Raw genomic sequence first — 25174 nt, 5'->3', positions numbered from 1 at the left:
CCTTTCCCGCTCAATGAGCGGGAAAGGAGCAAAAATACACAAAGAAAGGGAGAAGAGTGTCTGAATTTTCGATTTTTTGTCGGCTCAAGTAAGCGTTGATGAATATCGGCAGTTATTCAGACCTTCCTTAGATGTAATTTCAAAAGTTGTAGCCTGTCCTTTAGCATCCAAAACCTCCTCAAACCCATTTTCAATAAATTCTAATATCAAATGTTTTGAACTCCAACCACTATATATAGCAACCTCATTTAATACCTCACCGTTAGCCACTGAAAAATCATTTTCAATTTTTGGCCAAGAATCATTACGAGAGAAAAAGTCACCTTTATCAAAGGCAGCAGGAAACCCCTTTGGAATAACTATTTTACTTGGTGGATTTTTAGGCCCATTTTTCACAATTGTATTTCGAATTTCAGGGCGATATATTTTGCTACTCTTAGGCACGTTTGGATCAACAGTTAAAGGATGCGGGAAATATCTTTCATTTTTTGCATATGCTAAAACATACTCATGACAATATTTAAATTTTGCCTGATTATCGAAATTCCCTTCGGATCGCCAAGCAAATAAGCACAGCATATTCTCTTCACCAAAAACTTCATCACAAACCAACTGCAAATTAGCCACTTCATTTTCATCAATACTGATAAAAATCACGCCATCTTCACGCAATAAGTTGCGCGCCAGGTAAAGGCGAGGATACATCATGGAGAGCCAGGCGCTGTGGTACTGGCCGCTTTCCTTGCTGTTTTTCTTCCACAGGCTCTGCTTGTTTAAAAGCCCGCCTCGTTTTTTTCGCCGGTGCGCTTTTGATACTCATCAAGCGTTTCAGAGTAGTCATCCGGGTAAACAAAGCTGTCGTTGCCGGTGTTATACGGCGGGTCGATGTAGATCATCTTGACCTTGCCGTAATAGCTTTTCTGCAGCACACGCAGCACTTCCAGGTTTTCCCCTTCAATCAGCATGTGCTGGGCGCTTTCCGGGTTGTTAGCATCTGGCCGTAGGGTGTGGCTGGTCTTCTTTTGAATTTCACGCCGGGCGTCTTTTTTGCCGGCCCAGCTCAGCTCGTAATGTTCGGCCGGTGACAGGCGCTCTTCCCCCAGTAATTCTTTTAAACGCTCCACGTCAATCTGGTTATCGCTGAGCACTTCAGGCGCGGTTTGGCGCAGCAGGTCAAGTAGTTGCTGTTGGCGTTCTTGCCGGACATCAGGACTGTGGCCAAGCTCGGTGATATCTGTCGTATTATTGCGGGGAGTCATCTTGGTGCTTCTCCTGATGCGGTTCGGTTCCGTTTGGATCGTGTTGTTGCGTAGTGGCCGTTTTGCTAGTTATTCGGAAAATCCGGCTAACTGGCTGTGGCGGGCACATATTGCGTCCTTTCGCGATACCTTCCGCTACTCTACCTGCCAGCGCAGGGTGAATAGCGTTTCGTTGTCGGTGGTTTCCTGCAGCCTGTCCTGCAGGGTGCCAATCAGTTCGTCGCGCTTGTCGATAATCTCGTCTTCCACATCAAACACATCGCGTCTCTGTTGGCGCTGTTGACGTTCAAGTGCGGCGATTTTTTCCTGATAGTCGTTTTGCTCCTGCAAAGTGGTGGCCTTGCGGGCATCGCGTTTGTGTTGCTTTAACTGGGCCTTGGTGTTTTTCAATGCTTCTTCAGCCGCCAGTAGTTTGTCATCGGCCCATTTTTCAAGCTTGTCGCGCTCTTCCATAAATAGCCGCTGGTTGTCTTCCAGTAGCTCGGCCGTCACCGCCTGCAAATGGCACTGGCTATTTTCGACCAAGGAGGTCGGTGGCGGTTGAGAAACGTTGCTGGGTACGGCTTTGGCTTCTACCATCATCAGCTTTTCGCAAACTTCTTGATCTAGCGGTGTGCCACTATCGGTCATACCGTTAAACAGCAGCCGCTCGGTGGTTTCAAAGGCTGTAAACGCCAGCCGCTGCAGAGTCAGCCAGCCGGATTGCCCAACCAGCGCTTCCACCTGGGAGAGCTTGGTTTCATGGCGTTGGTAAGCAAAGGTCACACTGGCCACTGGCGTAGCCGCCTGACGCGCCTGCTGCAAGGCCCATTCACCCAGCGGGTGGCTCAAGCGGTAAGCATGGGCGAGCATATCTGGCTGAGCTGCGCCGCGAATCAGTTGGTAACGCCCCAGTGGCACTTGCTCGGTGAAGTCGCTGGGCGTTTCCTGAAGGGAAAAGCTATATGCTTTGGGTTCGAAACGGGCACGTTTGGCCAACGCATAGCGGGTAACGCCCCAGAACCAGCGACCTATTTTATCTAACCGCGCCTCGGCTTCATCCAGGCGCAGTTTAAGCCGGTCATGCACGTCTTCATCGAAGTTTTCCAGCAGCTGTTCCTGGGTTTCCTGCACACGATGAGTAATAACATCTTCCAGCTCGCTTTGTAGCTGGTTAAAAGCGGCTTCGATTGCTTCCTGTGTGCGGCAGGTATCGTAGATTGTCAGAATGCGCTTTTCAAAGTCGATGCCGCTTTCAATCCGCCCTAATACTTCATCGGAGGCTCCAAAGACACCTGAAAACAGATTGAGTTTTTCCGACAGCAGTTCCAACACACGCTGGTCGGCGTGGTTTCGAGTATTAAGGAAGTTAATCACGACCACATCGAACTGCTGCCCATAGCGGTGGCAGCGGCCAATGCGTTGCTCGATTCGTTGGGGGTTCCAAGGTAAATCGTAGTTGATCAGCAGCGCACAAAACTGCAGGTTCACCCCTTCGGAAGCCGCTTCGGTGGCAATCATGATATCTGCACCGCCCATGCGTTCACGAAAGTAATCAATCAAGGCGGTGCGTTTATCAATCTGCGCCGAGCCTGTGACGCGATCCGTGCCTTTATGTTCATCCAGCCATCTGCGATAGATTACTTGGCTTTCCGGGTGGTTGTTGGTCCCGCTGAACAGCACCAGCTTTTCTGCATAGCCGTTGGCTGAGAGAAACTGATGAAGGTGTTCCTGGGTGCGGCGCGACTCGGTAAAAATAATGGCTTTGCGCGGCGCGCCATAAGCTTTCATGTTCGTAAAGCCAAGGGTCAAGGCGGAAAGCAAGGCGCTGGCTTTGGTGTCGTCACCTAGGTTATTTGCTTGTTCAATGATGCGCCCCAGTTCGGCTATTTCTTCATCCAGGGCGCGCTTGATGCTGACAGAGTTATCGGGATTCGGTGTGGTGTCCTCCAGTTTGCCGTTTCGGGTTTGCTCTTCCAGCGCTTCAAGGGTGTCGCTTTCGAAGTCTTCTTCAGCAGCCAGCGTATTCAGCCAGTGGCTGTCGCTGTTGGGCGGTGGGAGTGTATCCACCTGCATCTCCTGGCGCTGTTTTTCCAGGCGCTGATAAATACTATTTAGGGTGCCCACAATGGCCGGGGTACTGGAGGCCAGCAGCTTACGCAGGATCAACCCTGTCAGGTGACGCTGGCTTTTCGGCAGGGCAAAGGAGTCTTCACGCTGTAAAAACGCCGAGACGGCATCATAAACCGCTTGCTCGTCATTGGTTGGTTCAAAGGGTTGAGTAAGTGCCTTGCGCTGGGTGTATTGAATATATTCCAGCACATCTTTGCGCAGGGTACGGTGGGTAAAGTGTTTTATCCGCTCGCGCAGTTCGGGCAAACTAGCATCGTTATTCACAAACTGCTTGCGAAATGCTTTATCGTCGCCAAACAAGTACTCATCAATCAGAGTAGATAGCCCGTAAAGCTCCATTAGGGAGTTTTGCAGAGGCGTGGCTGTCAGCAGTAGTTTTTTGCGCCCTTTCAGGGCACGGCGTAACGCTTGGCCAATACGGTTACTTGGGCGGTGGGCATTGCGAAGCTTGTGGGCCTCATCCAATACGACTAAGTCCCATGAAATACCGCGTAATTCATCTTCAAGGCGGGTTGCAAAGTGATACGACATAATTACAACGCTGCTGCGCGTTAAAACTTCAAGCGTCTGCAGCGTATTGCCAGCGGCTTCTTGGCGCATCACCGTCGCATCAACTACTGTGGTGGGTACCGCAAATTTTTCATACAGCTCCTGCGCCCACTGCTTACGCAGGCTGGCAGGAGCTATCACTAGAATACGCCGACGGCGCTCCGCCCATAGCTGGCAAACTACCAAGGCTGCCTCTATTGTTTTGCCCAGTCCAACTTCATCCGCCAGCAGCACGCCTTGTTGCAGCGGGTTACGCATGGCAAACAGCGCCGCTTCAATCTGGTGTGGGTTTAAATCTACACTGGCATCAAACAGTGACTGAGAGAGACGATCCACTCCGTTATCAGCATGCCGTTTGGTTAGCTCGTAAGCGTAATATTTTGCGTGGTAGGGGGTAATGCTCATTTAAGACTCGATGCTGAAGTAAAAACTATCACTTTTACCCGCGCCCTCGACGCCCCCACATACTCCACTTTTGGGTTTGCCGCCCAGCTGCTGGCGCCGATATCCACTAGGATGACCACTGGCGCTTCAAGACCTTTTACGGCCGCGACGTTGAACATACGCCCGGCGTAGTGTGGGCTCTCTACTGCTAACGTTTGCAGTACTTGGCTATTGGCAACCTTGAACGGGGTAAGCAACAGAATATCGCTCGGCGTGAAGCCGTCTTGCTCAAACTCGGCGATGGCCTTTTGCAGCAGCGGCCATTGGTCTTGGGGCTTTTGCCAAGTATGTACCTTCACAGCATTCTGACTGCTGGGCAAGAACTCCCCTGGCTCGGCGGCTGCGCTGTGGCGCTTTTTTAGCCAGCAGGCAATTTCATACGCATTGCGGTAGTTGCGATGCAGGGTAAAGGGGTACGGCACCATGCCGTCGAATACATCTAACGGAAGCTGGCAATCCCGTGCGAAAAGGTTTTGCGCGGGGTCTGCTAGCAGCGTCACACTGGCGTCTTCTGCCAGCATTTCGTAAAGCGGCAGCCACCACTCAGGCACGTAGTCTTGAGCTTCATCGACCACCAGGGCACCCCACTGCTCGGGCATTTTCTGCAACGCTTCAATCAGTAGGTCTGGTGCAGTTTCGTTATAAAAGCGTGGGATATCGACGGGCGCTTCAGGCACCGGCCAGCCAAAGCCTGCCTTTTCGGCGCGTATTTGGCAAAGCTCGTGAAAAGTAGCTATCTCAATAGTGCCAAGCTGGGTATCGGCCATAGCTTGGCGGTGGGCTTCTGCAAGTGCAATGTTGAAGCATAGCAGTAGCACTTTTTTACCTTCTCGCGCTTGCTGTTCAGCACGCATACGCGCCAGCACGCTTTTACCCGTACCCGCGCCACCATAAATCGCCATACGGGGAATATGTTCTAGCAGGCGTAGTACCCACTGCTGCTCTTCACTAAGGCGAAACAGCGCTGCTTCCACATCGCGTGCTTGCTCAGCAACGCTAGTGGCACGCGCACACGCAGGGCGCAACAAGTGGTGCTGTATCAGCGTGGTTTGTTGTTTGGTAAGTGGCAGCGAATTTACCGCTGCCCTACCCGCCCAGGCGGTGTTCTGAAATCGCCCAACAAGCTGTTCCACACGCATGGCTTGCAAATCGCCTTTGAGCATTACGTGGTCGCGGTTCAAGGTTAATTCTGGGAAGGTGCCCTGCCATTCACGGGTATCGGGAAATACCAGCACAGGGGCAATAGGTAACTTGGTACCTGGCAACACCTGGTTAAGCGCTTGCACAAGGCTTCCAGTTTGCTTTTTTAGCTGCTCTAACGGTGTAGTGGTGAGCTTGTGGATGCCGTTGTTACCTTCTGACCACCATTGCCCTTCACCATCTAACCAAACACCGCCGCCTTTTACTTCCCACAACTGAATCCCATACTGCGGATGAAATAGCAGGAAGTCGATCTCGCCAACCCAAGTTCCTTTATCGTTACGTGTTTGCGTTGCTAGGCTATGCATCACTTCTAGGCCAGGGAAATCTAACGCGCGAAGCTGCCGGTACACATTGGCTTCAGCACGTGAAGGCAGTGCTTCCAGCTCAGCATTGCTGAGCCGTGGGTAAATTTCAGCCAAGTTAACTCCCCGATTAATCTATGTTCACTGCCCGATTAAGCCAGAAGCCTACCTGGGCTAAATGTATTTGGGTATTCTACTTAAAATATAGTGACCATGCACCGCTACTATCTTTTGCCTCTGTACTGGCCTTGGAGCTCTCTATGCAGCAGAAAATCATGGAAAATCGAGTAAGAGAACGCATACAGGAAGCGATCCAGCACTCCTCAGAATTGACGCCATCGGAGAGTGCGGAGGTCGCCTTTCATATGACGGACTGGCTGGGTGACCTAGATCGTCTAGTACAGTTCTATTCAGCGCCAGAGCAATTCAGCGATCAGGAGATTCACAACTTATTAGTAAATTTTCTGGTGCATGTCCCCAACCATGTTGCTGCTGCGGCCGTGCTGTTGGCAGATTTCCCAGTGAGCGATATTTTTCAGGTGGGTGCTGTGAGGAACGACGAAACAACATAGGCCGATCATGTAGCACTTTTTTATCCTTTTTACGAGGTTGGAGCTACCCACCGCTAGGCGACAGCCAGTCTATCTATTTTGGGTGTGCTTCAACTCGGCTAGCGCGCCAACAATCTGAACAGAAAAATTGACGCGCTTCGTCAATCCCCCCTTTCCCCTAAACTCTAGTAATACTGCCCACCTCCCTACGGATATTTAAATGCCCCCAATTACTTTTCTCCCTAGCTCTAACCGATAGGCATATTTCAAAGTCAATATCCAGCTCTTCCAGTAAAGCGACTTTATTTTCCAGATAGCAGCCGCGATAAAGTGAGACTACTACTTTTGGCCAATTGGTCACGTTACGTATCTCTTGGTATAGCTCGCTTCTTATGTCTTCGGGAATCTCATAGACATGCACCCTCTGCTTGAATATTTCCGGGTATAGACTCGTCATTTTCTCTTTTAAGGGATTATCGTCTATCGCATGCAGAGCGATCATCGCCAGAATATCTTCAACGCCATTCTCTATACTTGGCGTCCACTCAAAATAGAGCGGGGTTTTAACAGGCTTTGCCAGATAATTAACATTATTGTGCAAGACGAGATGGGGTCGGCTATTTTCCGATAACTGAACTGCCCAGTGAGGCCGTATCCCGCCGTCATTTGGATGACTATCACCGATTAAAACATGTGCTGTCATGGTTCCCATATTAAGCTCCTTTCCTTAATAAAATTAATCCTTTATACGCTGCCGTTTGTTATTTTTTGCCCCGTCGGAATCGGTCTTCTTGAAGGCTGCGAAATTTCTAACGTCAAGGTGGTCAATCTCCATAACCCTCTATCTTAAGCTCTGATGACAAATGCCATAGGCGTAGCATCTCATCGGCCATGGCTTGAACGTAGCTTTTTAGTTGCGCATCGTCTGTTAGGGTACGCAAAGATTGAATGGATGGGTTACGCAAATTTAAATCCTGGGGAATGTAGGCATAACCAGGCCATAGGTGATTCCGACTGGCCATTTCCCCCTCTTTGTCCAATAACTGACACAGCGGCTTATACTCTGTTGATTCGTTGGAGCATTTAATTCCTAGATAGATACTGTTTATTTCTGCTTCAGCAGCGATAAAAGCATTTTGCAGATTAGGCAGCTTATAATACAGGCCAACGGTCTCGCGATTGGGTGATCTACGCTTATAAGACTGCATAAATACTCGGCACTGCTCTTGAACGTTGCCACACGTTGAATGCTGGCTATCCAGTTGCTGATCCATCTCAGCACTGATTCCGCTGATCGTCTCCCTGAGCTCTATCCAAATTTTCGCTTGTAAACGAATCAGCGCTTCATCAAACGCCAGACGAATGTCATGCGCTGCAAGCAGGTTGTCTCCCTCAAGCAAGGTGTCAGCCAACGTATCCAGGTGGTGGGTGTCCATGTCTTGTCCCGTTAACTGTGTGATCAGGTCGTGATACTGAACGATGCTTTCGCGTAAAGTAGGATGCAGTACGGATTTTTCTACGCATTTGGCCAGCCAGGGCCGCAAGCACTCTGCGTAGGCGGCTGTTTGATAAGTGCCTGGCATATCGGAACTAGTACCGAGCTGCTCCAGGTGCCCTAAGCTGTGTGATGCTGGAGGGCGCCCGTCCAATGAAAGGAATACCACGTGCACCTCTCGGTAGCCTTGGGCACGCAGTGATTGATAATACGTGACCAACTGATTTTCCTGATCAGCGGCAAGTAGCTTGTTTTCAATCAGAATGGCTTGACGCTTGGTGTTGGTAACCAGAATATCAATTCGCTGCTGCTCGGTAACGACACGCACACCTTTTAAGGAGAAATCCGGGATACGTACTTGGTCGATAAAACACTTAAGTAGCTCTACGCCTAACTCATGCGTTTGAGGGTTTAGCAAAGCGGCAATAAAACGCGAGTGTAAGCGAACTTCATCCGTTGGTTTATGCAATACGGTGAATACGTTAAAACGCGGAGTGCTCACATAGTGACGTTGAAGAAGTGCAGCCAAGTGCAGCAGGTCTTCAGCTTTTTTCGTTGAACTCATGCACAATGATCCTTGCTGTGGCAATATCATGACCACGCTCTCAGGCGCGACCCAGCCCATAGTCCCAGCGCTGCCCTTCAAGCCAGGCCGCTACAATATCCGGCACAATGCTATCCGCCTCTTTATGAATAATACGATAGCTGTAGGGTCTATCCGCCACATCGAAGTGAGGGTTTACGATAAGCTTTTCCGCCCTATATCTTCCCTTTTTGGGCAGCTTCGCTGCTGGGTCAACCTGCAGCGAAGTTCCGATTACCAGCACCTTGGCTGCCGTCTTAAAATGCCGACCAGCCTCTGAGTAATGCATAATCTGCTCCCCAAACCAGACCACATGTGGCCGTAATTCATGCCCATCAGGGCAGGTGTCACCTAAATGCTGTGGGCTGATGCCGATATCCGATACCAGCGCATGCTGACCGCAACATCTCACCTTTCTAAGCTCTCCGTGCAAATGAATGACATCACGAGATCCAGCGCGCTCATGCAAGTCATCAACGTTTTGGGTAATTACGACAACTTCGTACTTTTGCTCAAGCCGCACGATAGCAAGATGAGCCGGGGTAGGTTGTGTGTTGCCAGCACACTCTCGGCGCCAGTTGTAATACTCTATCACTTCTTTCCGACGCCTATTCCAGGCATGGGGTGAAGCCAATTGCTCGTGCTGCCCAACCGACCTTAAATCGCTGTCACGAAACGCCTCTAGGCCACTACTGACACTAATACCGGCACCGGTAAACACAACGATTTTGTTTGGGTTTATAGCAGGTTTCATACGGGCTCCTTACTGCAGCGGCTACTTCCAAGCATCGTTCTCAATCACTAGCCTAACCGCGCCATGCGACATTTAATGTCGTACAAACCCACTATTATTTGGTCGCCTAGCCCACACCTGGATGACGCTAACTAATGCCCCCTTTGCGAACCAAATCACTTACAGCAAACTTCGCTACCTGGATATCCCGCTTTGCCCGACGCATTTGGGCCAGCGAACCTTCACCTGCGGATAGCAGCGTCTCGCTCGATTTATCCTCTGTCGTTGGCTATCACATGGTTGTGCGGATTCTACTCTGGCAATCGGACGCACCATTTTCGTGGATCAGTGAGGCAGAGGGCGCACACTTAGCGGCGGGTGCGTTTTTGGAGCCACCGGGGATCAGTTGGGAGGTGCTTATGGCTACCCATGGTGAGGTACTAACGCAGGGTATGCCCGACGCACTAATTGAGGTTATTAATGCGGTGCCTTTTTTAGGCATTGAATTAGCGCAGGTTGCTGGCCGATTAGACGCTGCCCTCGACATGGCAGTGTCATCGCCACTACTGCTAATACTGCTGGTAGAAAAGGGGGCACAAGAAAGATGGTCAGCGGACACCTTCGCGGCATTACTTCACCACAAGCAATCAACGCTATGTGCAGTTGCAGGTTTACCCGCAACGCGATCAAGTGCCAAGCTGCTGCGTCGCTGCCAGCTTGGCCCGGTGATTCGGCGCGAACTCTTTCCGCTTAAAAGGGCGTTAAATAATCCCGACAACTGCGAGTTTTTGCGTCATCAGCCTTATGTTCACGCCAGGCACCTTATCTTTTTAGCCAATTATGAGGGCGCACGTTGGCCGGGATTGCTTACACTTATCAACGAGGCGCTAACCCCTGCTCCCCATTACCGTGGTAGTGCTTGGCTTAAAGCGATGCTGGTGGATACCCAACGCATGTTAGCTACAAGGACTGAAGCTCTTTACCCCGTATACTCATTGGCGGCCTTTCAGACCCTGCATGACCAGTTAGTGAATGTTTTTAATGCCCACGCAACCGCGGACAATCTTCAAAGTAGCGCCACTGAACTGCAGCAACGCCATGGCCCCTACCCTACGCCGCCCTTGCCTAACACGGCGTCAATCACCGCCATTACTTCTTGGCAGGATTTACTCTTGGAGGGAGAACGCATGCGGCACTGCGTGGGCAGTTACAGCAGCGCCGTCGCCAACGGAAAAGTCGCTATCTATCACCTGCAGCAACCTGAGCCAGTAACCGTTGCCATCACGCCCCAAGGCCAGCGTTGGAAGCTAAGCGAGGCACGCGGGGTACGTAACGCGCCCCCATCACCGGAAGCACATTACTTCATTAACGTTTGGTTAACAGAGCAGTCATAGGTATGCTTTGTTTTGTGTGGTTCAAACTTTCGTATCTATTCAGTGTGGCAGCTACCTTGGTTATGGGGTGCGCCAACATTTCATGGTGTCAGTAGCGAGGACGGGCTTTCGGGGCGTATGTTTTGATGTTGGCGGCGTTCACGTTAGTCCCTAGAAGGCATCTTGCAAAAAGCGCTGACCTTTAAGAGTTAAGCGGTACTGCTGAAGGCGGCTATTAGGCTTCTCGGGCAGAGTCATTTTAATAAGTTGCTGCTTGCGTAAATTGCCTACTTGTTTATTGAGCTCTCCCGAAACGCACTTGTGACCAAGCTTACGGGCCATAGCCGATTTGCCCAGCTGATCCTGACTTTGGCTGCCAGCACTGGCTATAGCCGTGACTCCTGCTGCACTGGTTCAGATTGGGTCACGGCACTGACTTCTCAATGGAAAGAGCCTCCGCCAGTCGAATACTCAAACGCACGCGGTTGGCAATTTCTTCAATATCTGGGCTCCGGAAACCCTTGGGCCTGTGCCTCCGCGAAAATGCACTTTACACCACTGCCCCACTGTTCGATTAATCCAAGCTTTCGGAATAGCCGTGCGATCACCGGGCTACGGATCATTGAAAAGCCTCGCTTCATGTCTTCAACGGTCATGCTTTGCATAAGTAGCCCTGGGCTTTCAATCACAATACGGCCATCAAAAATGCAATGCTAATGGGGCTAACGCTGAGAGTAATCGCTATGTACTAAGGTATTAATAATAGCTTCGAGCAGTATAATCAGTGGAATACTCCACACATAACGGCGGCGCGTAACGCTGTTTGAAGGCGTGCTTTTTGAGGAATAATTCGAACCAGGTACCGAGCCAGATTCTTTTCTTTACCACCCCACCATATTTTCCAACTCGGCAGCGCGCTCGGCGGTTTCTCTTAACAAGCAATCATTGCTGGCTATTTGTGCGAGCGTGCCACCGATAGTGGAGTAGAAGCCGCAATTCGCATCACGATAGGCGATCCAGTGACGTTGGGCGTTTAACAGCACTTGCTGGCGTTCTTCGGAAAGATCGCGTCGGGCATCGCTATAGGCGCCATTCAAACGCGCATCTTGAGTAGCAAACTCATCAGCAATGCAGCTCAGTATTTCGGCAGTCACTCCACCAGAGGCATCCATACATTTACCAAAGCGGCCGGTGTATTCATCTTCAGTGCTGCTTTGTGCTGTTGCTGCCACTGGCAATATTAAGCATGACACTAGGGCTATAGTTGGCTGCCATTTTTTCATCGCCATGTTTTAAATCCTATGTATAGAGCAAATACCCCGTCTAGCGCACCAGACGGGCTTATTTTAATCCTGGTAGCGAACAGCTTTGAGCTGTGCTTTTCCCTGCCCCCAGGTAAACAGCGTGATTCCTTCTTCCTCGGAGGATTCGACGACAATGGCATCTGCGCCACACGCGCAAGCCTCCTCACGCGCATTATTAATAGCGGCAGAGGCTGTTTTATCATGCCCTAGCGTAGTGCCAGTTTCAGACGTAATCATACAGGCAACTTCGTAGGGCCGCTCAATATCGCGCTCACTGACGTACTGTTTCAATTCACAATTAGCAGGTTTAGCGGTCCCCATTGAGACAGGCTGAACGCCAACTGAGCCACACCCAGTTAAGAGCGCCGCGGTAAGAGCAACGGCAGTAAATGCGAATATGCGATGAGTCATGGTATTTGGTTCCTGAAATCACAGTACAAAAACACCGCCCGGAGGCGGTGCTGTTAATGGCTTAGATTTGGCCGAGATATTCCATTTGATCAAGCAAATGGCTAGGCACATCTTCAACCAAAACAAGCGTAATCTCGGAATTACCGTCATCGCTGGTAGCAACACTCTCACCAAGTGTTGCATTGATGATGTCAGGTGAAAGGTTATACATAGCGCCAGACAGAGGATCAACAATCAGCCAACCGATCAAGCCGCCAAAGATCAGATTGCCCCCAATGAACCAGCCGTTTGGGCTAGAATTAATCATCATAGTGCGGCTTTCGTAGCCATCTTTGGAGATTTCCACATTGTAAGTCTTACCACCGAAGTAACTACCGTCAGATTTACGCAATTGCACAGTCGTCGGCGTTGTAGCCGAGTGAACCTGCATAGAGCGCTCATCGGTGATCAACACATTGGCATTGCTCGGGCTGCTGTTTATCGTGATGCCTTGCTCTTTGTCTCCAACGATGGAGGCACAGCCTGTCACCAGTGATACGGCGGCAAGAGCAGCAGTCAACTTAAGCATTTTCATTTTAATGATCCCTAATGTTCCATTTTTTGATGAGTGGCTTGAGCCACTTTTCTATTGCGCGACTGGTTTAGTCACGTCTCTCTGGCATGATGCCAAATTCTTTTTTCGCGAATATCTTTCTCGCTGAGCTGTATTCCCTCCTCTATTTTTAGAGGAGCAGGCCTTTTTATTCGATGGCAAGGATGTAACATCCCTCGTTGCATTGGCATTCACATGGCAGTCAATCCATTTTACCGTCGCGGATAAAAGCACAGGCGTCTGGCGCTTAGAGGGCTAACAAGCAAAAATCTTTGTTTTACTAAGTAGCAACAAAAGGAATGGCAAGAAAGTAACCGAAGGCTGCGACAGCCTGTGCCGCAATGCGAGACTAATAATAAGCTATCTAATCTAATAATAATGAGGATATCATTACATTGAACTAGCTGCTAGAGCAGAAGACTAATACTTTTGCTATTGAAGGTTAAAAATGCTCAAAAGCCACCTGAGGTTTTTAACCGTGTGAGCCAGTTAGTGAATGGTTGCGATCATGCATCAGCTTCATGGCGAAAGCCGAGCCAAGCTACAGCTTACTTCTCGTACACCACCCAGGAGAGATCAGTTCCCCATTCAAGCTTAGCTATCGAAACAGCAATGGGTATTCTTCGCTTTTATGCGGCTTGAGTTGTCGCACCCCTAACGTAGCTTATGACACCTCACCCTTGAGGAAAGGCATGCTATGGATACGTTGGTACGTTCATCTTCAGCAACGGCGGATGCACAGCAAGAGTTGGCGAAGTGGCAGGCGGATCGCGCCTATTGGGCAGAAACACTGCCTGTTATGGAGTTGCTCAGCGAATTTTTAATCTTGACCCCTGTTTTGCAGGAACAAATAGCCACGGCAAGCACGGATGGCCGGCATCTCTATTTTTGTCCCTGTTATAGCGCCAGTCTCTCCGATGAATCTCGGCGCTTTTTACATGCCCACCTAATTTGGCATTGCGTGGCAGGCCATTTAACCGCTCCTCTAGTAGCTAACCGGCATCGTTGGCACCTAGCGTGCGACCATGAAGTCAACGCCCTGCTGTTGGCTCTCGGCTTACCCCTGCCTTTGAATGCACTGCTATTTCCCGTATGCGTTGGCCGCGGCGCTTTGGAGGTGTATCGATGGCTTGAAGGACACCCAAACACGTCAATTGAAATGCCTCTCGACATTCACCCTGCCGCACTATGGGGGCACCTCCCCCATGCCACCCCAAACCAGCGCATGACTGGACTTTGGCGACGCCGAGCTCATTTGATTGCTCGGGAACCCGATGCGCTACCCGAGAGAGTCGCTAAGTTTTGTGAGGCACGATAAACTTACTGCTTTCATTCCTATAGCCAGGATTAGCGTCACTATGTCTGATACGCGCGATACACTTTTTCGCTACTTGACGCTTCTGCAACTCATCCCCCGTTATCCTAAGAAAATGTCGACTCCTATGTTGAAAGAAAAACTCGCTGAACGCGGGTTTAATATTGATACTCGGTCGTTACAGCGGGATTTGAGCCAAAAACTCTCGACGCAGTTTCCCATCGGGTGTGATGATAGCCGGAAGCCCTATCAGTGGTATTTCGATCGCGACTTTCAGTGTCAGCTGCCCGCGCTGGATGTGCCGAGCGCGCTGACGCTGGTACTTGCCGAAGAGTATTTAAAAGGATTACTGCCCCCTGTGGTCGTTGGGCAATTATCGCCGCACTTTACGGATGCGAGGCGGTTGCTGGATGAGATGAGCTCCAACGGATTGAGCCAATGGGCCCGGAAAGTTCGTGCCATCCCCAATGGCAAAGCGCTTATCCCCGCGGCACTTAATGAAATGACGTGGCAAATCGTCTCTCAAGCCCTGCTAGAGCAGAAACCGGTGGATGTCGTGTACTTGTCACGCACATCCAAAACCAAAAAGCACTTCACCCTTCATCCTCAAGGGCTAGTCAGCCGACACAGCGTGACCTATTTACTTGCGACAGTGGACGACTATGACGATATTCGTCAGTTCGCCATGCACCGCATTGAAACAGCCGCTCTAAGCAAAGCGACCTGGCGACCTTTGCACGGCTTTGACTTAGACAATTACATAGCAGGTGGAGCGTTCGGCTATTTGCAAGGCAAAGCCCCCGTCACACTTGTCGCCCATGTAGCGCCACAAGTTGCGTGGCTACTCAGTGAGACCCCACTGTCTGAAACTCAGCGGCTGACACCACTGTCCGACAGCAACTGGCAACAATTAGAAGCCGAGGTGCCCGATGACCAACAAACGCTGTGGTGGCTGATGGCCATGGGCGCCAATATCAACGTACGGGCTCCTGCGGCGTGGCGAGAAACGCTAAAAGCGAATGCAGAACAGGTACTCGCGCATTACCAACGCACACTGGTCGCGCAAGAAACCTATTAAAGTCTTGTTCATGGAAGCCAACATATTGAAAAGGATATAACGGTGCTCTGTTTTGCTTATGGCTCGAATATGTCTACCCAGCGCTTAGCTGCAAGGATCCCAGCACGCTTTGTGTCCATCGCCGTTCTGCCTGCGTATCGCCTAGCCTTTCATCAGCAAGGCGGTGACGGCTCTGGCAAATGCGATATTGTAACGGCATCTGAGCAGTCGTCTGTCTACGGCGTCGTCTGGGAAGTGGCTTCGCACCATAAGGTGACGCTGGATCGTTATGAAGGGCTCAACGCTGCTTACGATGAAACCTGGCTGACGGTAACCGACCTGGTTGGTGACGGGCAGTTTGAAGTACAGGCATATGTTGGCAAGCTCACCGCTACTGGCATGCAGCCCTATACATGGTACAAGCACCATGTGTTAGCAGGCGCACGAGAACACGGATTACCCACAGCTTATGTCCGTGCATTAGAACAAATTGATGCCCGAATTGATCCAGACACCGAACGCCACGTACGCGAAATGGTGTTACATGGGCTCAATGAATCGTTAGTGCGGGGAGCATAATGGGAAATGATGAGTGTTTAATCGCGTTTTACCGCGGGGAAGGCCACGATCATAAGGGTCGTCGTCGACTAGAAGACATCTGGGCACTCCCCTACTTCTGGCTGGAACACACCCACGACTATATCCAGTGGCTGTTTCCCATCCCGGAAATGGGCCGCTTTAAAGCCTTTGCATCTTTACTGACGCCCCGGGTCGTGTTGGTGCCAATTATGCTAGCAAAATCGATATTGCCACGTGACGGCCGGAGGTATTTCCAATTTGGGGAGCTAGTGGGGGATGATCTGAATCAAGCCTGGATCAGGCCTAAGCAATCGCGTCGGCGACCGACGCAGGTCACCGACGCGATACTGGAGCAGCTTCGGATCCAGCCCTTTTCGCAAGTTAAGAAACATCGGCCCAAACTCATTACGAGCCGGGGTTAAACGCTGTTCCGTTATTGCGTGTCGGGTGGCTGCGTCAACAAAACCCGGCTCATTGGGTAGCAACGGCAGGAATTTTCTCTTGCATCAAGTCATGTAAAATAATATTAGCTTTCTGTCTTCCTTGCGCATGTGCTTGCTTTTGATACCTATTACTGAAAAGACGCGCGTATAAAGCCCTACATTGTATTGGGCAGATAAGTGGCAATAAACGGGAAACAGAAAATAAATACAATGGTCACGACTTCCATCAGGATGAACCAGGAAGCGCCGTAAAAGACATCCGTGAGCGAAGTATCCTTATCCAGTCCAGCAATGACGTACACGTTCAACCCTATCGGCGGGGTGATCAAGCCGATTTCACACATCTTGATCGCCAATATACCGAACCAGATGGGATCGAAGCCCAGGCTCGTCACAACAGGAAAGAGAATAGGCAAGGTGATGACTAACATGGAAAAGGCATCCAGGAACATTCCCATGGGGACATATAGCAGCAGAATCAGCGCGATAATCACGATAGCGGGAAGTGGTAAGTCGATCACCCAGCCCGAGATCAACTGCGGAATCTGGATCAAACTCAAGAAGAAACTGTAGACCCCTGCGCCCAGCATGGTCATCATGATCATGACCGTCGTGTTGACCGCATCACGCGAAGAGGTACCAATCGACTGTAACTTGGCCGATCTATCCTGCCGAGAAGCCAGCAGAAACAGGATGGAAGCGACCGCCCCAAGCGAGGCCGCCTCGGTAGGCGTCGCCCAACCCGTATAGATGCTACCCAGCACCACAATGATTAATACCAGTAACTGCCAAGAGCGGCGCAACGAGGTAAAGCGCTTTTTCCAACCAACCCGTTCTCCCTTCGGGCACATATCGGGTTTCAGAACAGAGATGATGAAAACCCCGGCCACGAACACGGCGACTGACAGTATGCCTGGCAGAATACCGGCCACCAGCATCTTGCCAGCAGACACTTCCGTCAATGCCGCGTAGAAGACCAACAATACACTCGGGGGGATCAACACGCCCAGCACACCACCGGCCGCGACACAGCCCGCCGAAAGGCGCTTATCGTAGCCGGCCGCCTTCATTTCGGGTAACGAAATGGAGCCTACCGTTGCAGCAGTGGCCACGCTGGAGCCGGATGTCGCGGAGAAACCAGCGCACGTTAGAATCGTAGAAATCGCCAAACCACCGGGTAAATGCCCGCACCACCGCTTCGCCACGTGAAAGAGCGACTTTCCAACCCCCGCATGAAGGGCAAAGTTACCCATGATGATAAATAACGGGATGACGGTTAACAGGTACGCAGCCGTTTCATCAAAGGCAAAATTCTGCAGGACATTATAGACATAGCTCAGATCCTGAACCATGACGATACCGACAATACCCGCCAGACCCAAGGCTGCGAACACAGGGACACCCAACCCCATGAGCACAAAAATAAGCCCCACGGAAATCAAGCCAAGCAAGCCAGGATTATTCATCAGCAGCCCCAAAGGAAGAATAGATAGCAAGAATGAAATGTAACGTCATTTGTATGAAGGCCAGCAGAAGACCACAAGCAACGATAATTTTTACCCACCAGATAGGCATCTGAACGATTCCCCAGCGGAACTCCTTATCTAGAAACGAGCTATAAGCCCCCTCTATGGTGGGCACGGTAATAGCTAACAGGAAAATAGCCGCAAACAACCAACCAATCCCTTCCCACACCTGCTTGACCGGAAAAGATCTGTTTTCACTTATCAACGACACACGGATATGTTTTTTGTCGTGCTGAGCCCATAACAGGCCCAGGTAAACAATGATTGCCATTGAAACTTCGGAAAACTCGTAAACACCCGGTAGTGGAAAATTGAACAAGCTGCGAGACGTTGCATCGAGTGCAGTAGACAACATCATGAACAGCAGCGCTGCCGCAGCAATGACGCCTGTTACACTCGCCAAGCGCGACTCTATCTTCCGTAATGCAGCTAATTTTTTCACTTCAGCCTGTTTTGGGTCTGTTTTTTCTAATACACCCATCGTGCGTTACTCCAACGGCATGACAAAGCAGTGGGCTGCTATTCAGCAGCCCTGGTGGAATGCAGCTATTTGTGAAGTAGCGCCAGGAATCAGGATATATCCTGATAAATCTCGTAGGGTGTCTTCAGCTCCCCGGTACCATCATGGCGTTCAATGGCTTCATTGATGATTCCCTGCATTTCCTCGCCATCGATACCGGCACCACTTGCCACGTTATTCACCCAGTTATTTACCTGCTCGGGTTGTACCAGGTGACGCGCCCTATCGATTTGCTCATCGTCCCACTTCGAGAATTGAGCGCCCTCAGCCATTGCCTTGCGTACACGGTCTTCCGCGATGCCCGAATAGATTTCCCGGTACTTGCCCTGGTAAATTTCATCGGCCAATTCCTGCATGACTTGCTTTACGTCATCAGGCAATTGATTCCAGACATCGATACCGATCACCGTGGCCGAAGGGCCGTGAGGACCGGCGCCGATTTCGGTGATATACGGCGCGGCTTCATGCAGGGCGTAACTGATTGCGGTAATGAAATCAAAGCCGTAGGCGCCATCCAGCACGCCGCGCTCCAGGGCTGAATAGACCTCCGGTGCCGCCATGGGAATGGCACGCCCTCCCAGGCTTTCCACCACATCCGTGCCCACCCCATAACCTCGAATCCGCTTACCCTTCAGGTCTTCGATCGAGTGGATGGGATCGCGTGTTATCAGCGGGCAGTAATACCAGTTCGTCCAATACAGCACCTTGGATTTATGGCGTGTTTCCCACTCCTCCCGCAACGGCTCATAGCGCTGGTACACATCGCGGCACACCTTCAGTAGGGCATCCGCACGATCCATCTTGTAGTACCACTCGAGGCCACGGGTAACCGGCAAGTCGCTCTGGTAATAACCGGGGGAGATCAACGAAATTTCCGAAATACCATGCTTGATGGCATCAAGGTGGGCACCCGCCTTGTTGAGCGATTGCGCCCAGTAATAATCGATTTCAACGGCACCGTTGGTTCGCTTTTCCAGCTCCTCCAGGAACCACCGATCCAACACCGAAGGAGAAGCGTGTTCGGTCACATAAGAATCATACTTAAGCCGCGTGCTTGTTTGAGCAAACAACGTACTAGGCATCGTTGTCAGCGTCAGCGTGCCACCAATGGAAACAGCACTGATCTTCAAGAAGTCTCTTCTTTTCATGATTAACTCCTGACATCTTTTTGCTTTATTAGCATTATTATAAAACCCGAGTTTTTCTCGGCAGGAATAGATACTTAGTGTTATTGATTCATTATTGGCAAAGCATCATATAACTCATCCTAGCCGCTCCAGGTACGCTACGGTATACGTAGTACTACGTATCCAAGTAGGGAGTTTTACAGCCCCCTCTGAACTGGGTTGAAACACGCCAGGCCACCCCATGCTCAATCTTCCAACTGTATGATTTTTGATACTAATTCTGCGGTATTGCGACACCCCAGCTTCTTCATTATCTTGGCTCGGTGCGCTTCTACCGTCCGATGCGATATATGCAGCATCCTACCGATTTCCTTGCAAGTATGACCATTCGCTATATAGCTGGACACTTCGAGTTCGCGCATGGTCAAGTCATTAGATTTATCCCGGCCCACATTGATTTTCATGAATGACCAAACAGCTAGTTCAAAGGGAGCGTCGGGGGTTAACGTATTACCTATCGTTTTAGTCCAGAAAACTTCTCCGCGGCTATTACGCATGAAACGTTCATCAATACACTTCTTGTTCTGCAAAAGATCCTTATAACGAAGATCACCGATTGACTTGAAATCCGCATAAGAAGGATAAAGTTTCAACATCAACTGGCCGATCAACTTCTGTTTTTCATAACCAAAGAGATCACAAAAAGCATGGTTGCACTCCAGCACACGACGGTTCCTGGTGACGACAATGGCACAAGGCGCATGTTCAAACGCCACCTGAAGAAGATCTCTGCCTAGCACCGTTGCATTCATCGCTGATCACCGCCGCTGTTATCTGGGCATGCCATTATTGGCATACCACGCTCATTGACAGGTCCACCCCCCATCGATAGGCAGCGTGGTGCCGGTCATATGCGCCGCCTGGTCACCCGCCAGGTAATAGACTAACGCCGCCACATGCTCGGGAGGAACCAACTGGCCTGTAGGCTGTTTCTCCGTCACCAGATTGTGTACTGCCTCATCCCGTGAGCTTCCCAACAGGGCCATTCGCTGCTGGATCTGGGGCCACAGAATAGGCGTATCCGTCCAGCCGGGAGAAATGGCATTGACCGTAATATTCTGGGTCGCCGTCTCCAGTGCCAGTACCTTGGTAAGCCCCACCACACCATGTTTGGCAGCCACATAAGCAGCTTTATTGGCGGAACCCACCAACCCATGTACCGAAGAAAGGTTGATGATACGCCCCCATCCTGAATGGCGCATGTCCTCAACCGCGTGCTGAATGCACCGGTAAACCGCCGTTAGATTGATCGCTAGAATGTCCAACCAAGTGGCCGCATCAAACTCCTGTATGGGAGCCGTTTTCTGAATACCGGCGTTATTGACCAGAATATCGACCCGCAGCCCTTCTTCACGGAGATCCGCAAATAGCGCGTCAATGGCCGAAATTTGCTTCAAGTCCGCTTGAAAGTAATGGACAACAGGCGCACCGGCTTGGCGCAGTTCCTCGACGAACCGGGTAACAACCGTATCGCTTTCAGCGCGGATGTCATGAACGATCACCGAGTCCCCCTGGCCTGCGAATTGGTGGCATATCGCACGCCCGATACCGCCCAATGCCCCGGTGACCAGCAGGGTTCTAGACGCGTGAGGCGTTGTTACCGTTGAGCTTGTTGCTGTATTTGTCATCGCCGACATTGTCATTGTCCGCTCCCGGCCTTAATCGACACGTTGCAAGAGGCTGGCGTAATTGGCCACCGCCAGACCGCCCATATTGAAGACAGCACCCGTATGCGCATCCGCAATCTGGCACCCGCCCGCTTCACCCAGCAATTGGCGTGCCGCCATGACATGCATGGAAACCCCGGTGGCACCGACCGGATGCCCTTTGGCCTTCAAGCCACCGGAAGGGTTGACCGGCAATCGGCCATCTTTCATCACCCACCCTTCCTTGATGGCGCGTGCGCCTTCGCCATAAGGCGTCAAGCCCATGCTTTCATAAATCATCAGCTCCGCGATGGTGAAGCAATCATGCACCTCCGCAAACGAGAGCGAATCGAGCGTCATGTCGGCCTCGCGCAGCACGTTCTGCCACGCTCTGGTCACACCATCGAAGACTAACGGATTACGCTGCTGCATGGGCATGAAATCCGTGACCTGGGTGCGCGCAAGGAAACGCACCTTTTGTGCGGCGGCATCCGCCACATCCTTGGACGAGACCACCACCGCCGCCGCCCCATCGGAAACGGGAGAACAATCGGTACGCTTCAGCGGTGCCGCCACCACCGGGTTCTTTTCCGATACAGCCTCACAGAACGCCACGCCCACGTCTTTCTGTAGCTGCGCATAAGGGTTATGCACCCCGTTGGCATGGTTTTTCGCGGCAATACGTGCCAGTGCTTCCGTCTGGTCGCCGTAGGCCTCGAAATAGCGGGCCGCCACATCGGCAAACACCCCCGCAAACCCCGAACGTTGATGCCGGGTTTCCGGCTGGTAACTCGCCCCCAATAGCCCTTTACCGATCCGGGAAGCATCGGCATCGGTCATTTTTTCGGCACCGATCACCAGCACATTGCGGGCCAGGCCCCCCTCGATCAGATTGATCGCCTGATGCAACGCCGCCGAGCCACTGGCGCAAGCATTCTCTACCCGGGTAGTCGGCTTGAAACGCATGTCCGGCAGCGCGTTCAGCACCAGCGATGCCGGAAACTCCTGATCACACATGCCGCTATTAAAATTCCCGATGTAGACAGCATCGATATCCTTTGCCTCCATCTGTGCCGATGCCAATGCCTCGACCGCGGCCTCGCCTATCAGCTGTTCGAGCGACTGCTCGAGTTTACCGAAGCGTGTGTGCCCACCGGTGCCAATGATATAAGTACGCATGGAACGAACTCCCTAGCTGGTGACGCCATCGAGCCGCTTGCGCAGCTCGGTTTTAAGGATCTTGCCGTAGGCATTCTTGGGCAAGTCAGTGAGGAAATGGTACGACTTGGGGCGTTTGAAACGCGCCATCCTGTTAAGGCAGAACTGATCGAGCGCCGTGGTATCGAGCGAGACCGAGCAGGCGATGAACGCCATCACCACCTCGCCCCACTCGGCATCACGCTGCCCCACCACGGACACTTCTTTGACCCCGGGAAATTGCAACAACACCTCTTCCACTTCACGTGGATAGATGTTCGTGCCACCGCTGATAATCACGTCCTTCAGGCGATCCGTCAGGTAGAGAAAACCCTGCGGGTCGAGATGGCCTATATCCCCTGTCCGCAGCCACCCATCACGCAGCGTTTCTTGTGTCGCGGCAGGGTTATTCCAGTAGCCCGCCATCACCATATCGCCACGCACACAGACTTCCCCCTCTTGGCCGCAGGGCAGGCAGCTACCCTCCTGATCCTGGATAGTGACTTCGAGCTGAGGATGCGACTGGCCCACTGGCAACAAGGGCGAGCCCTCGGCATCCCCGCTCAAGCACTGCGGCGTCAGTTGATGGTGCTGCCCCTTGCCCAGGAAGGTAATGGTCATGGGGCTTTCCCCCTGTCCATAGATCTGCACCAGCCGGTGCCCGAATACCCTTAACGCCTCCTCGAGATCCTTGGCGTACATGGGGCCGCCGCCATAGGTGATGGTAGCGATATGTGCGGCACTATACTCAGGCTGGTGCGCCGCCAGGTAGTCCAGCACGCGACGGATCATCGTGGGGGCCAGGAACATGGAAACGTGGTCATGGCCCGCCAGGGTAGACACGAAACTCTCACCCGAGAACTTCAAGGAACCGGGAATGACATTGGCGCCGCCTGCCATCAGGTAAGGCACGATATACAGCCCTGAACCGTGGGACATGGGGGCAAAATGCACCAGCCTGCTTTGCGCCGTCACCGGTTCGATGTTGGCCGCATAGCACGCCGACATGGCCGCCAGATTGAGATGGGTCAGCGTCGCGCCCTTCGGCTTGCCCGTGGTACCGCTGGTATAGAATATCCATGCCGGTGCGTCAGGGGCACGGAAAACCGGTCGATCGAAGCTCTCTTCATGAACAAGACCTTCCGGCAGCATGGGGGGCAAAACGAGTGTGTCGGTGAGGGCCTGGGCTACATCATCACGTTCGCAGAACACGATGCAGCTGCCGCTATCATCCGCAATGTAACCGACTTCCGCCACGCTCAGCTTGGCATTGACCGGCACCACCACCAGGCCCGCGTACCAGGCGCCGCATAGCAGTTCGATATAGACAGGGCTGTTGGGCAGAAAGAGGGCGACTCGCTCCCCCGGCGCTAAGCCTTGCCGGGCAAAAAACGTTGCCCAGCGCCGGGCTTGGCAAGCCAGCTCAGCGTAACTGAGCGCCGGCACATCCCCCTGGTAAGTCGCGATACGATGAGGAAACCTAACGGCATTGACGGCTAGGTAATTGGCCACATTCAAGGAGCATTCTCCTGCTTTAGTTATTATTGCTCCTTTAGGCTAGGGGTTGTGGCTACCTAGTGATATACGTAGTAATACGAAGCCCGCTAGACTAATAGTCTAGTGTCGGTGCTGGCATCACCCCTGATCTCATGATGGGAAGGCCGACCCACTCACTACAATCTCAAGCGCTGAAGCGCCGTCCACCTTAAACCAAACCCGGAAGTCAAATGTTTAGCCGTCCTGAGCGGTAATCACCAACACATCGCCTTTTAGCATCATGGGGGCAATAACAGCGCCACCTTTACTATCAGGGCTCATGCCAACACGGACCGCCTGGCGCGTCAGGGTGTCGATAGAGCAGACGCGGGCTTTGGGGGCGTATTTTTTGATGTTGGCGGTGTTTTCAGGCCGCTTGTGTGGCTTTGAGATGTTCTGGTTTATCTATATACAGCTGTTCTAGGCTTAGGAAAAAGCCGCTGGACTGACTCTGGCCGCACTCTAGCCGTGACTGAGTCAGTAACCGTGAGCTTTCAATGGAAACCGGTGCTGCCAGCAGGATAAAAACGAATAAGATGTGGCAGTCATTCTTGTGCGCGTAGCCCACCCTGCCCCGAGTGCCTGGGCGACTTGGCGAAGCATCGCGCGCTGATCCTCAAACAGGATCATTATTGGCTCCTTGCACCAGTCATCAGATGTTGCGAGAGCTGTTCAGCGGCCACTTTGCTTTCACGGGGATGGCCCAAACGTATGGCATCTACCAACGCTAACATCGCATAAAGTTCTTTATCACGCCGTACAGCGTAAGTTGCCGTTTTGAACAACGGCTCTACCGCCGGATCTTTACTATTGCCTCGCGGGTCAGGCCAAACCAATAGCAACTCACCCGCACTGTAAATTTGGCCTTTTAACACCGGTGCTGCAAAAGTGGTGGCAATTCCACGCGTAATTTCACCAGGCCTAGCTGGGAATACGTAGCGCAGACCATGCACAATAAAATCAAATAGGGCTCTGACATTCGCACGCGGCACGCCGGTTTTGCGATCTTTTCGCACGAGGCCAACCTCGATGCAGCGTTTCAGCGATAGGCTGATTTGGCTTTTGCTTATCCCTGTTTCAGCTGCCAAGGCCCTTACGCTGTAACACTCTTTAAGTCGCAAACGATGAGCCAAGAAAGCGGCTGGGATACCGAGCCCCAGCCCAGGTGTTCTTAGGTGAATACTCAGGAGCACTAGAAACCACAGGTGCTGCACTTATTAGCTGAATTCAGAACCGAACCCACTCACAACCTATTCA

At 51.7% G+C, this 25174-nt stretch carries 26 protein-coding genes; 6 read left to right on the top strand and 20 right to left on the bottom strand.

What is annotated here, in order from left to right; genetic code table 11:
- Positions 1 to 84: 84 nt before the first annotated feature.
- The 4 genes from E0L35_RS11620 to E0L35_RS11605 all read right to left on the bottom strand — a co-directional run bounded on the left by E0L35_RS11620 (position 85) and on the right by E0L35_RS11605 (position 5986).
- Positions 85 to 762, bottom strand: a complete 678-nt coding sequence (locus tag E0L35_RS11620) for a site-specific DNA-methyltransferase (protein WP_283241537.1) — start codon at positions 760 to 762, stop codon at positions 85 to 87.
- Positions 763 to 773: 11 nt separating this feature from the next.
- Positions 774 to 1259 (bottom strand): hypothetical protein, encoded by a 486-nt coding sequence (locus E0L35_RS11615; RefSeq protein ID WP_138800360.1) that lies wholly within the window; start codon positions 1257 to 1259, stop codon positions 774 to 776.
- A 135-nt stretch (positions 1260 to 1394) separates the two neighbouring features.
- Positions 1395 to 4325, bottom strand: a complete 2931-nt coding sequence (locus E0L35_RS11610) for an SNF2-related protein (RefSeq protein WP_138800359.1) — start codon at positions 4323 to 4325, stop codon at positions 1395 to 1397.
- Positions 4322 to 5986 (bottom strand): NERD domain-containing protein/DEAD/DEAH box helicase, encoded by a 1665-nt coding sequence (locus E0L35_RS11605; RefSeq protein ID WP_138800358.1) that lies wholly within the window; start codon positions 5984 to 5986, stop codon positions 4322 to 4324. The genes E0L35_RS11610 and E0L35_RS11605 overlap by 4 nt, the downstream gene beginning before the upstream one ends.
- Positions 5987 to 6129: 143 nt before the next feature.
- On the opposite strand from E0L35_RS11605, the gene E0L35_RS11600 reads away from it, so the two are divergent.
- Complete coding sequence (locus E0L35_RS11600; RefSeq protein ID WP_138800357.1) at positions 6130 to 6441, top strand: hypothetical protein; 312 nt, start codon at positions 6130 to 6132, stop codon at positions 6439 to 6441.
- Between the two features lie 157 nt (positions 6442 to 6598).
- Here E0L35_RS11600 and E0L35_RS11595 read toward each other — a convergent pair whose 3' ends face one another.
- The 3 genes from E0L35_RS11595 to E0L35_RS11585 all read right to left on the bottom strand — a co-directional run bounded on the left by E0L35_RS11595 (position 6599) and on the right by E0L35_RS11585 (position 9252).
- Positions 6599 to 7132, bottom strand: coding sequence for a hypothetical protein (locus E0L35_RS11595; RefSeq protein ID WP_138800356.1), 534 nt, complete (start codon positions 7130 to 7132; stop codon positions 6599 to 6601).
- Positions 7133 to 7244: 112 nt separating this feature from the next.
- Complete coding sequence (locus tag E0L35_RS11590) at positions 7245 to 8480, bottom strand: PD-(D/E)XK nuclease family protein (protein WP_171051141.1); 1236 nt, start codon at positions 8478 to 8480, stop codon at positions 7245 to 7247.
- Positions 8481 to 8520: 40 nt separating this feature from the next.
- The gene (locus tag E0L35_RS11585) at positions 8521 to 9252 is read right to left on the bottom strand and encodes a Sir2 family NAD-dependent protein deacetylase (protein ID WP_138800354.1); all 732 of its coding nucleotides are present in this window, start codon (positions 9250 to 9252) and stop codon (positions 8521 to 8523) included.
- Between the two features lie 134 nt (positions 9253 to 9386).
- Here E0L35_RS11585 and E0L35_RS11580 point away from each other — a divergent pair, with 134 nt between their 5' ends.
- Positions 9387 to 10625, top strand: a complete 1239-nt coding sequence (locus tag E0L35_RS11580) for a PcfJ domain-containing protein (RefSeq protein WP_138800353.1) — start codon at positions 9387 to 9389, stop codon at positions 10623 to 10625.
- A gap of 150 nt (positions 10626 to 10775) precedes the next feature.
- On the opposite strand, the gene E0L35_RS26945 is transcribed toward E0L35_RS11580, so the two are convergent.
- The 5 genes from E0L35_RS26945 to E0L35_RS11560 all read right to left on the bottom strand — a co-directional run bounded on the left by E0L35_RS26945 (position 10776) and on the right by E0L35_RS11560 (position 12893).
- Entirely contained in the window at positions 10776 to 10946 is a 171-nt protein-coding gene (locus tag E0L35_RS26945) for a Fic family protein (RefSeq protein ID WP_349304640.1), read from the bottom strand.
- Positions 10947 to 11101: 155 nt separating this feature from the next.
- Positions 11102 to 11260, bottom strand: a complete 159-nt coding sequence (locus E0L35_RS26650) for an ATP-binding protein (RefSeq protein WP_249362134.1) — start codon at positions 11258 to 11260, stop codon at positions 11102 to 11104.
- A gap of 225 nt (positions 11261 to 11485) precedes the next feature.
- Positions 11486 to 11893 (bottom strand): lysozyme inhibitor LprI family protein, encoded by a 408-nt coding sequence (locus E0L35_RS11570; RefSeq protein WP_212751682.1) that lies wholly within the window; start codon positions 11891 to 11893, stop codon positions 11486 to 11488.
- 57 nt (positions 11894 to 11950) lie between these two features.
- Positions 11951 to 12319: a hypothetical protein gene (locus E0L35_RS11565; protein WP_138800352.1), complete on the bottom strand. Its 369-nt coding sequence runs from the start codon at positions 12317 to 12319 to the stop codon at positions 11951 to 11953.
- 61 nt (positions 12320 to 12380) lie between these two features.
- On the bottom strand, positions 12381 to 12893 hold the full coding sequence (locus E0L35_RS11560; protein WP_138800351.1) for a hypothetical protein: 513 nt from the start codon (positions 12891 to 12893) through the stop codon (positions 12381 to 12383).
- A 715-nt stretch (positions 12894 to 13608) separates the two neighbouring features.
- On the opposite strand from E0L35_RS11560, the gene E0L35_RS11555 reads away from it, so the two are divergent.
- The 4 genes from E0L35_RS11555 to E0L35_RS26645 are packed head-to-tail and all read left to right on the top strand — an operon-like array spanning position 13609 to position 16284.
- On the top strand, positions 13609 to 14229 hold the full coding sequence (locus E0L35_RS11555; protein ID WP_133732420.1) for a hypothetical protein: 621 nt from the start codon (positions 13609 to 13611) through the stop codon (positions 14227 to 14229).
- A 40-nt stretch (positions 14230 to 14269) separates the two neighbouring features.
- Positions 14270 to 15304, top strand: coding sequence for a WYL domain-containing protein (locus E0L35_RS11550; protein ID WP_138800350.1), 1035 nt, complete (start codon positions 14270 to 14272; stop codon positions 15302 to 15304).
- Between the two features lie 42 nt (positions 15305 to 15346).
- Positions 15347 to 15862, top strand: coding sequence for a gamma-glutamylcyclotransferase family protein (locus tag E0L35_RS11545; RefSeq protein WP_138800349.1), 516 nt, complete (start codon positions 15347 to 15349; stop codon positions 15860 to 15862).
- A complete protein-coding gene (locus tag E0L35_RS26645) occupies positions 15862 to 16284 on the top strand; it encodes an opioid growth factor receptor-related protein (protein WP_249362132.1) in 423 nt (140 codons plus the stop codon). The genes E0L35_RS11545 and E0L35_RS26645 overlap by 1 nt, the downstream gene beginning before the upstream one ends.
- A gap of 176 nt (positions 16285 to 16460) precedes the next feature.
- On the opposite strand, the gene E0L35_RS11535 is transcribed toward E0L35_RS26645, so the two are convergent.
- From E0L35_RS11535 to E0L35_RS11495, 8 genes are all read right to left on the bottom strand, one after another.
- The gene (locus tag E0L35_RS11535; RefSeq protein WP_138800348.1) at positions 16461 to 17771 is read right to left on the bottom strand and encodes a TRAP transporter large permease; all 1311 of its coding nucleotides are present in this window, start codon (positions 17769 to 17771) and stop codon (positions 16461 to 16463) included.
- A complete protein-coding gene (locus E0L35_RS11530; protein WP_022523571.1) occupies positions 17764 to 18312 on the bottom strand; it encodes a TRAP transporter small permease in 549 nt (182 codons plus the stop codon). The genes E0L35_RS11535 and E0L35_RS11530 overlap by 8 nt, the downstream gene beginning before the upstream one ends.
- Before the next feature lie 89 nt (positions 18313 to 18401).
- Positions 18402 to 19499, bottom strand: coding sequence for a C4-dicarboxylate TRAP transporter substrate-binding protein (locus tag E0L35_RS11525; protein ID WP_022523572.1), 1098 nt, complete (start codon positions 19497 to 19499; stop codon positions 18402 to 18404).
- A 224-nt stretch (positions 19500 to 19723) separates the two neighbouring features.
- A complete protein-coding gene (locus E0L35_RS11520; protein ID WP_022523573.1) occupies positions 19724 to 20290 on the bottom strand; it encodes a LuxR C-terminal-related transcriptional regulator in 567 nt (188 codons plus the stop codon).
- A gap of 51 nt (positions 20291 to 20341) precedes the next feature.
- A complete protein-coding gene (locus E0L35_RS11515) occupies positions 20342 to 21181 on the bottom strand; it encodes a 3-hydroxybutyrate dehydrogenase (protein ID WP_022523574.1) in 840 nt (279 codons plus the stop codon).
- A gap of 15 nt (positions 21182 to 21196) precedes the next feature.
- Positions 21197 to 22363: an acetyl-CoA acetyltransferase gene (locus tag E0L35_RS11510; RefSeq protein ID WP_022523575.1), complete on the bottom strand. Its 1167-nt coding sequence runs from the start codon at positions 22361 to 22363 to the stop codon at positions 21197 to 21199.
- 12 nt (positions 22364 to 22375) lie between these two features.
- Positions 22376 to 23893: an AMP-binding protein gene (locus tag E0L35_RS11505; protein ID WP_223828143.1), complete on the bottom strand. Its 1518-nt coding sequence runs from the start codon at positions 23891 to 23893 to the stop codon at positions 22376 to 22378.
- Between the two features lie 653 nt (positions 23894 to 24546).
- Positions 24547 to 25005, bottom strand: a complete 459-nt coding sequence (locus E0L35_RS11495; RefSeq protein WP_138800347.1) for a hypothetical protein — start codon at positions 25003 to 25005, stop codon at positions 24547 to 24549.
- Between the last annotated feature and the right edge of the window lie 169 nt (positions 25006 to 25174).

The organism is Halomonas sp. ATBC28 (genome assembly GCF_005937175.1).
Lineage (GTDB): Bacteria > Pseudomonadota > Gammaproteobacteria > Pseudomonadales > Halomonadaceae > Vreelandella > Vreelandella titanicae.
The sequence above is the reverse complement of the archived record's forward strand: the minus strand, read 5'-3'. Positions and strand labels throughout refer to the sequence as shown.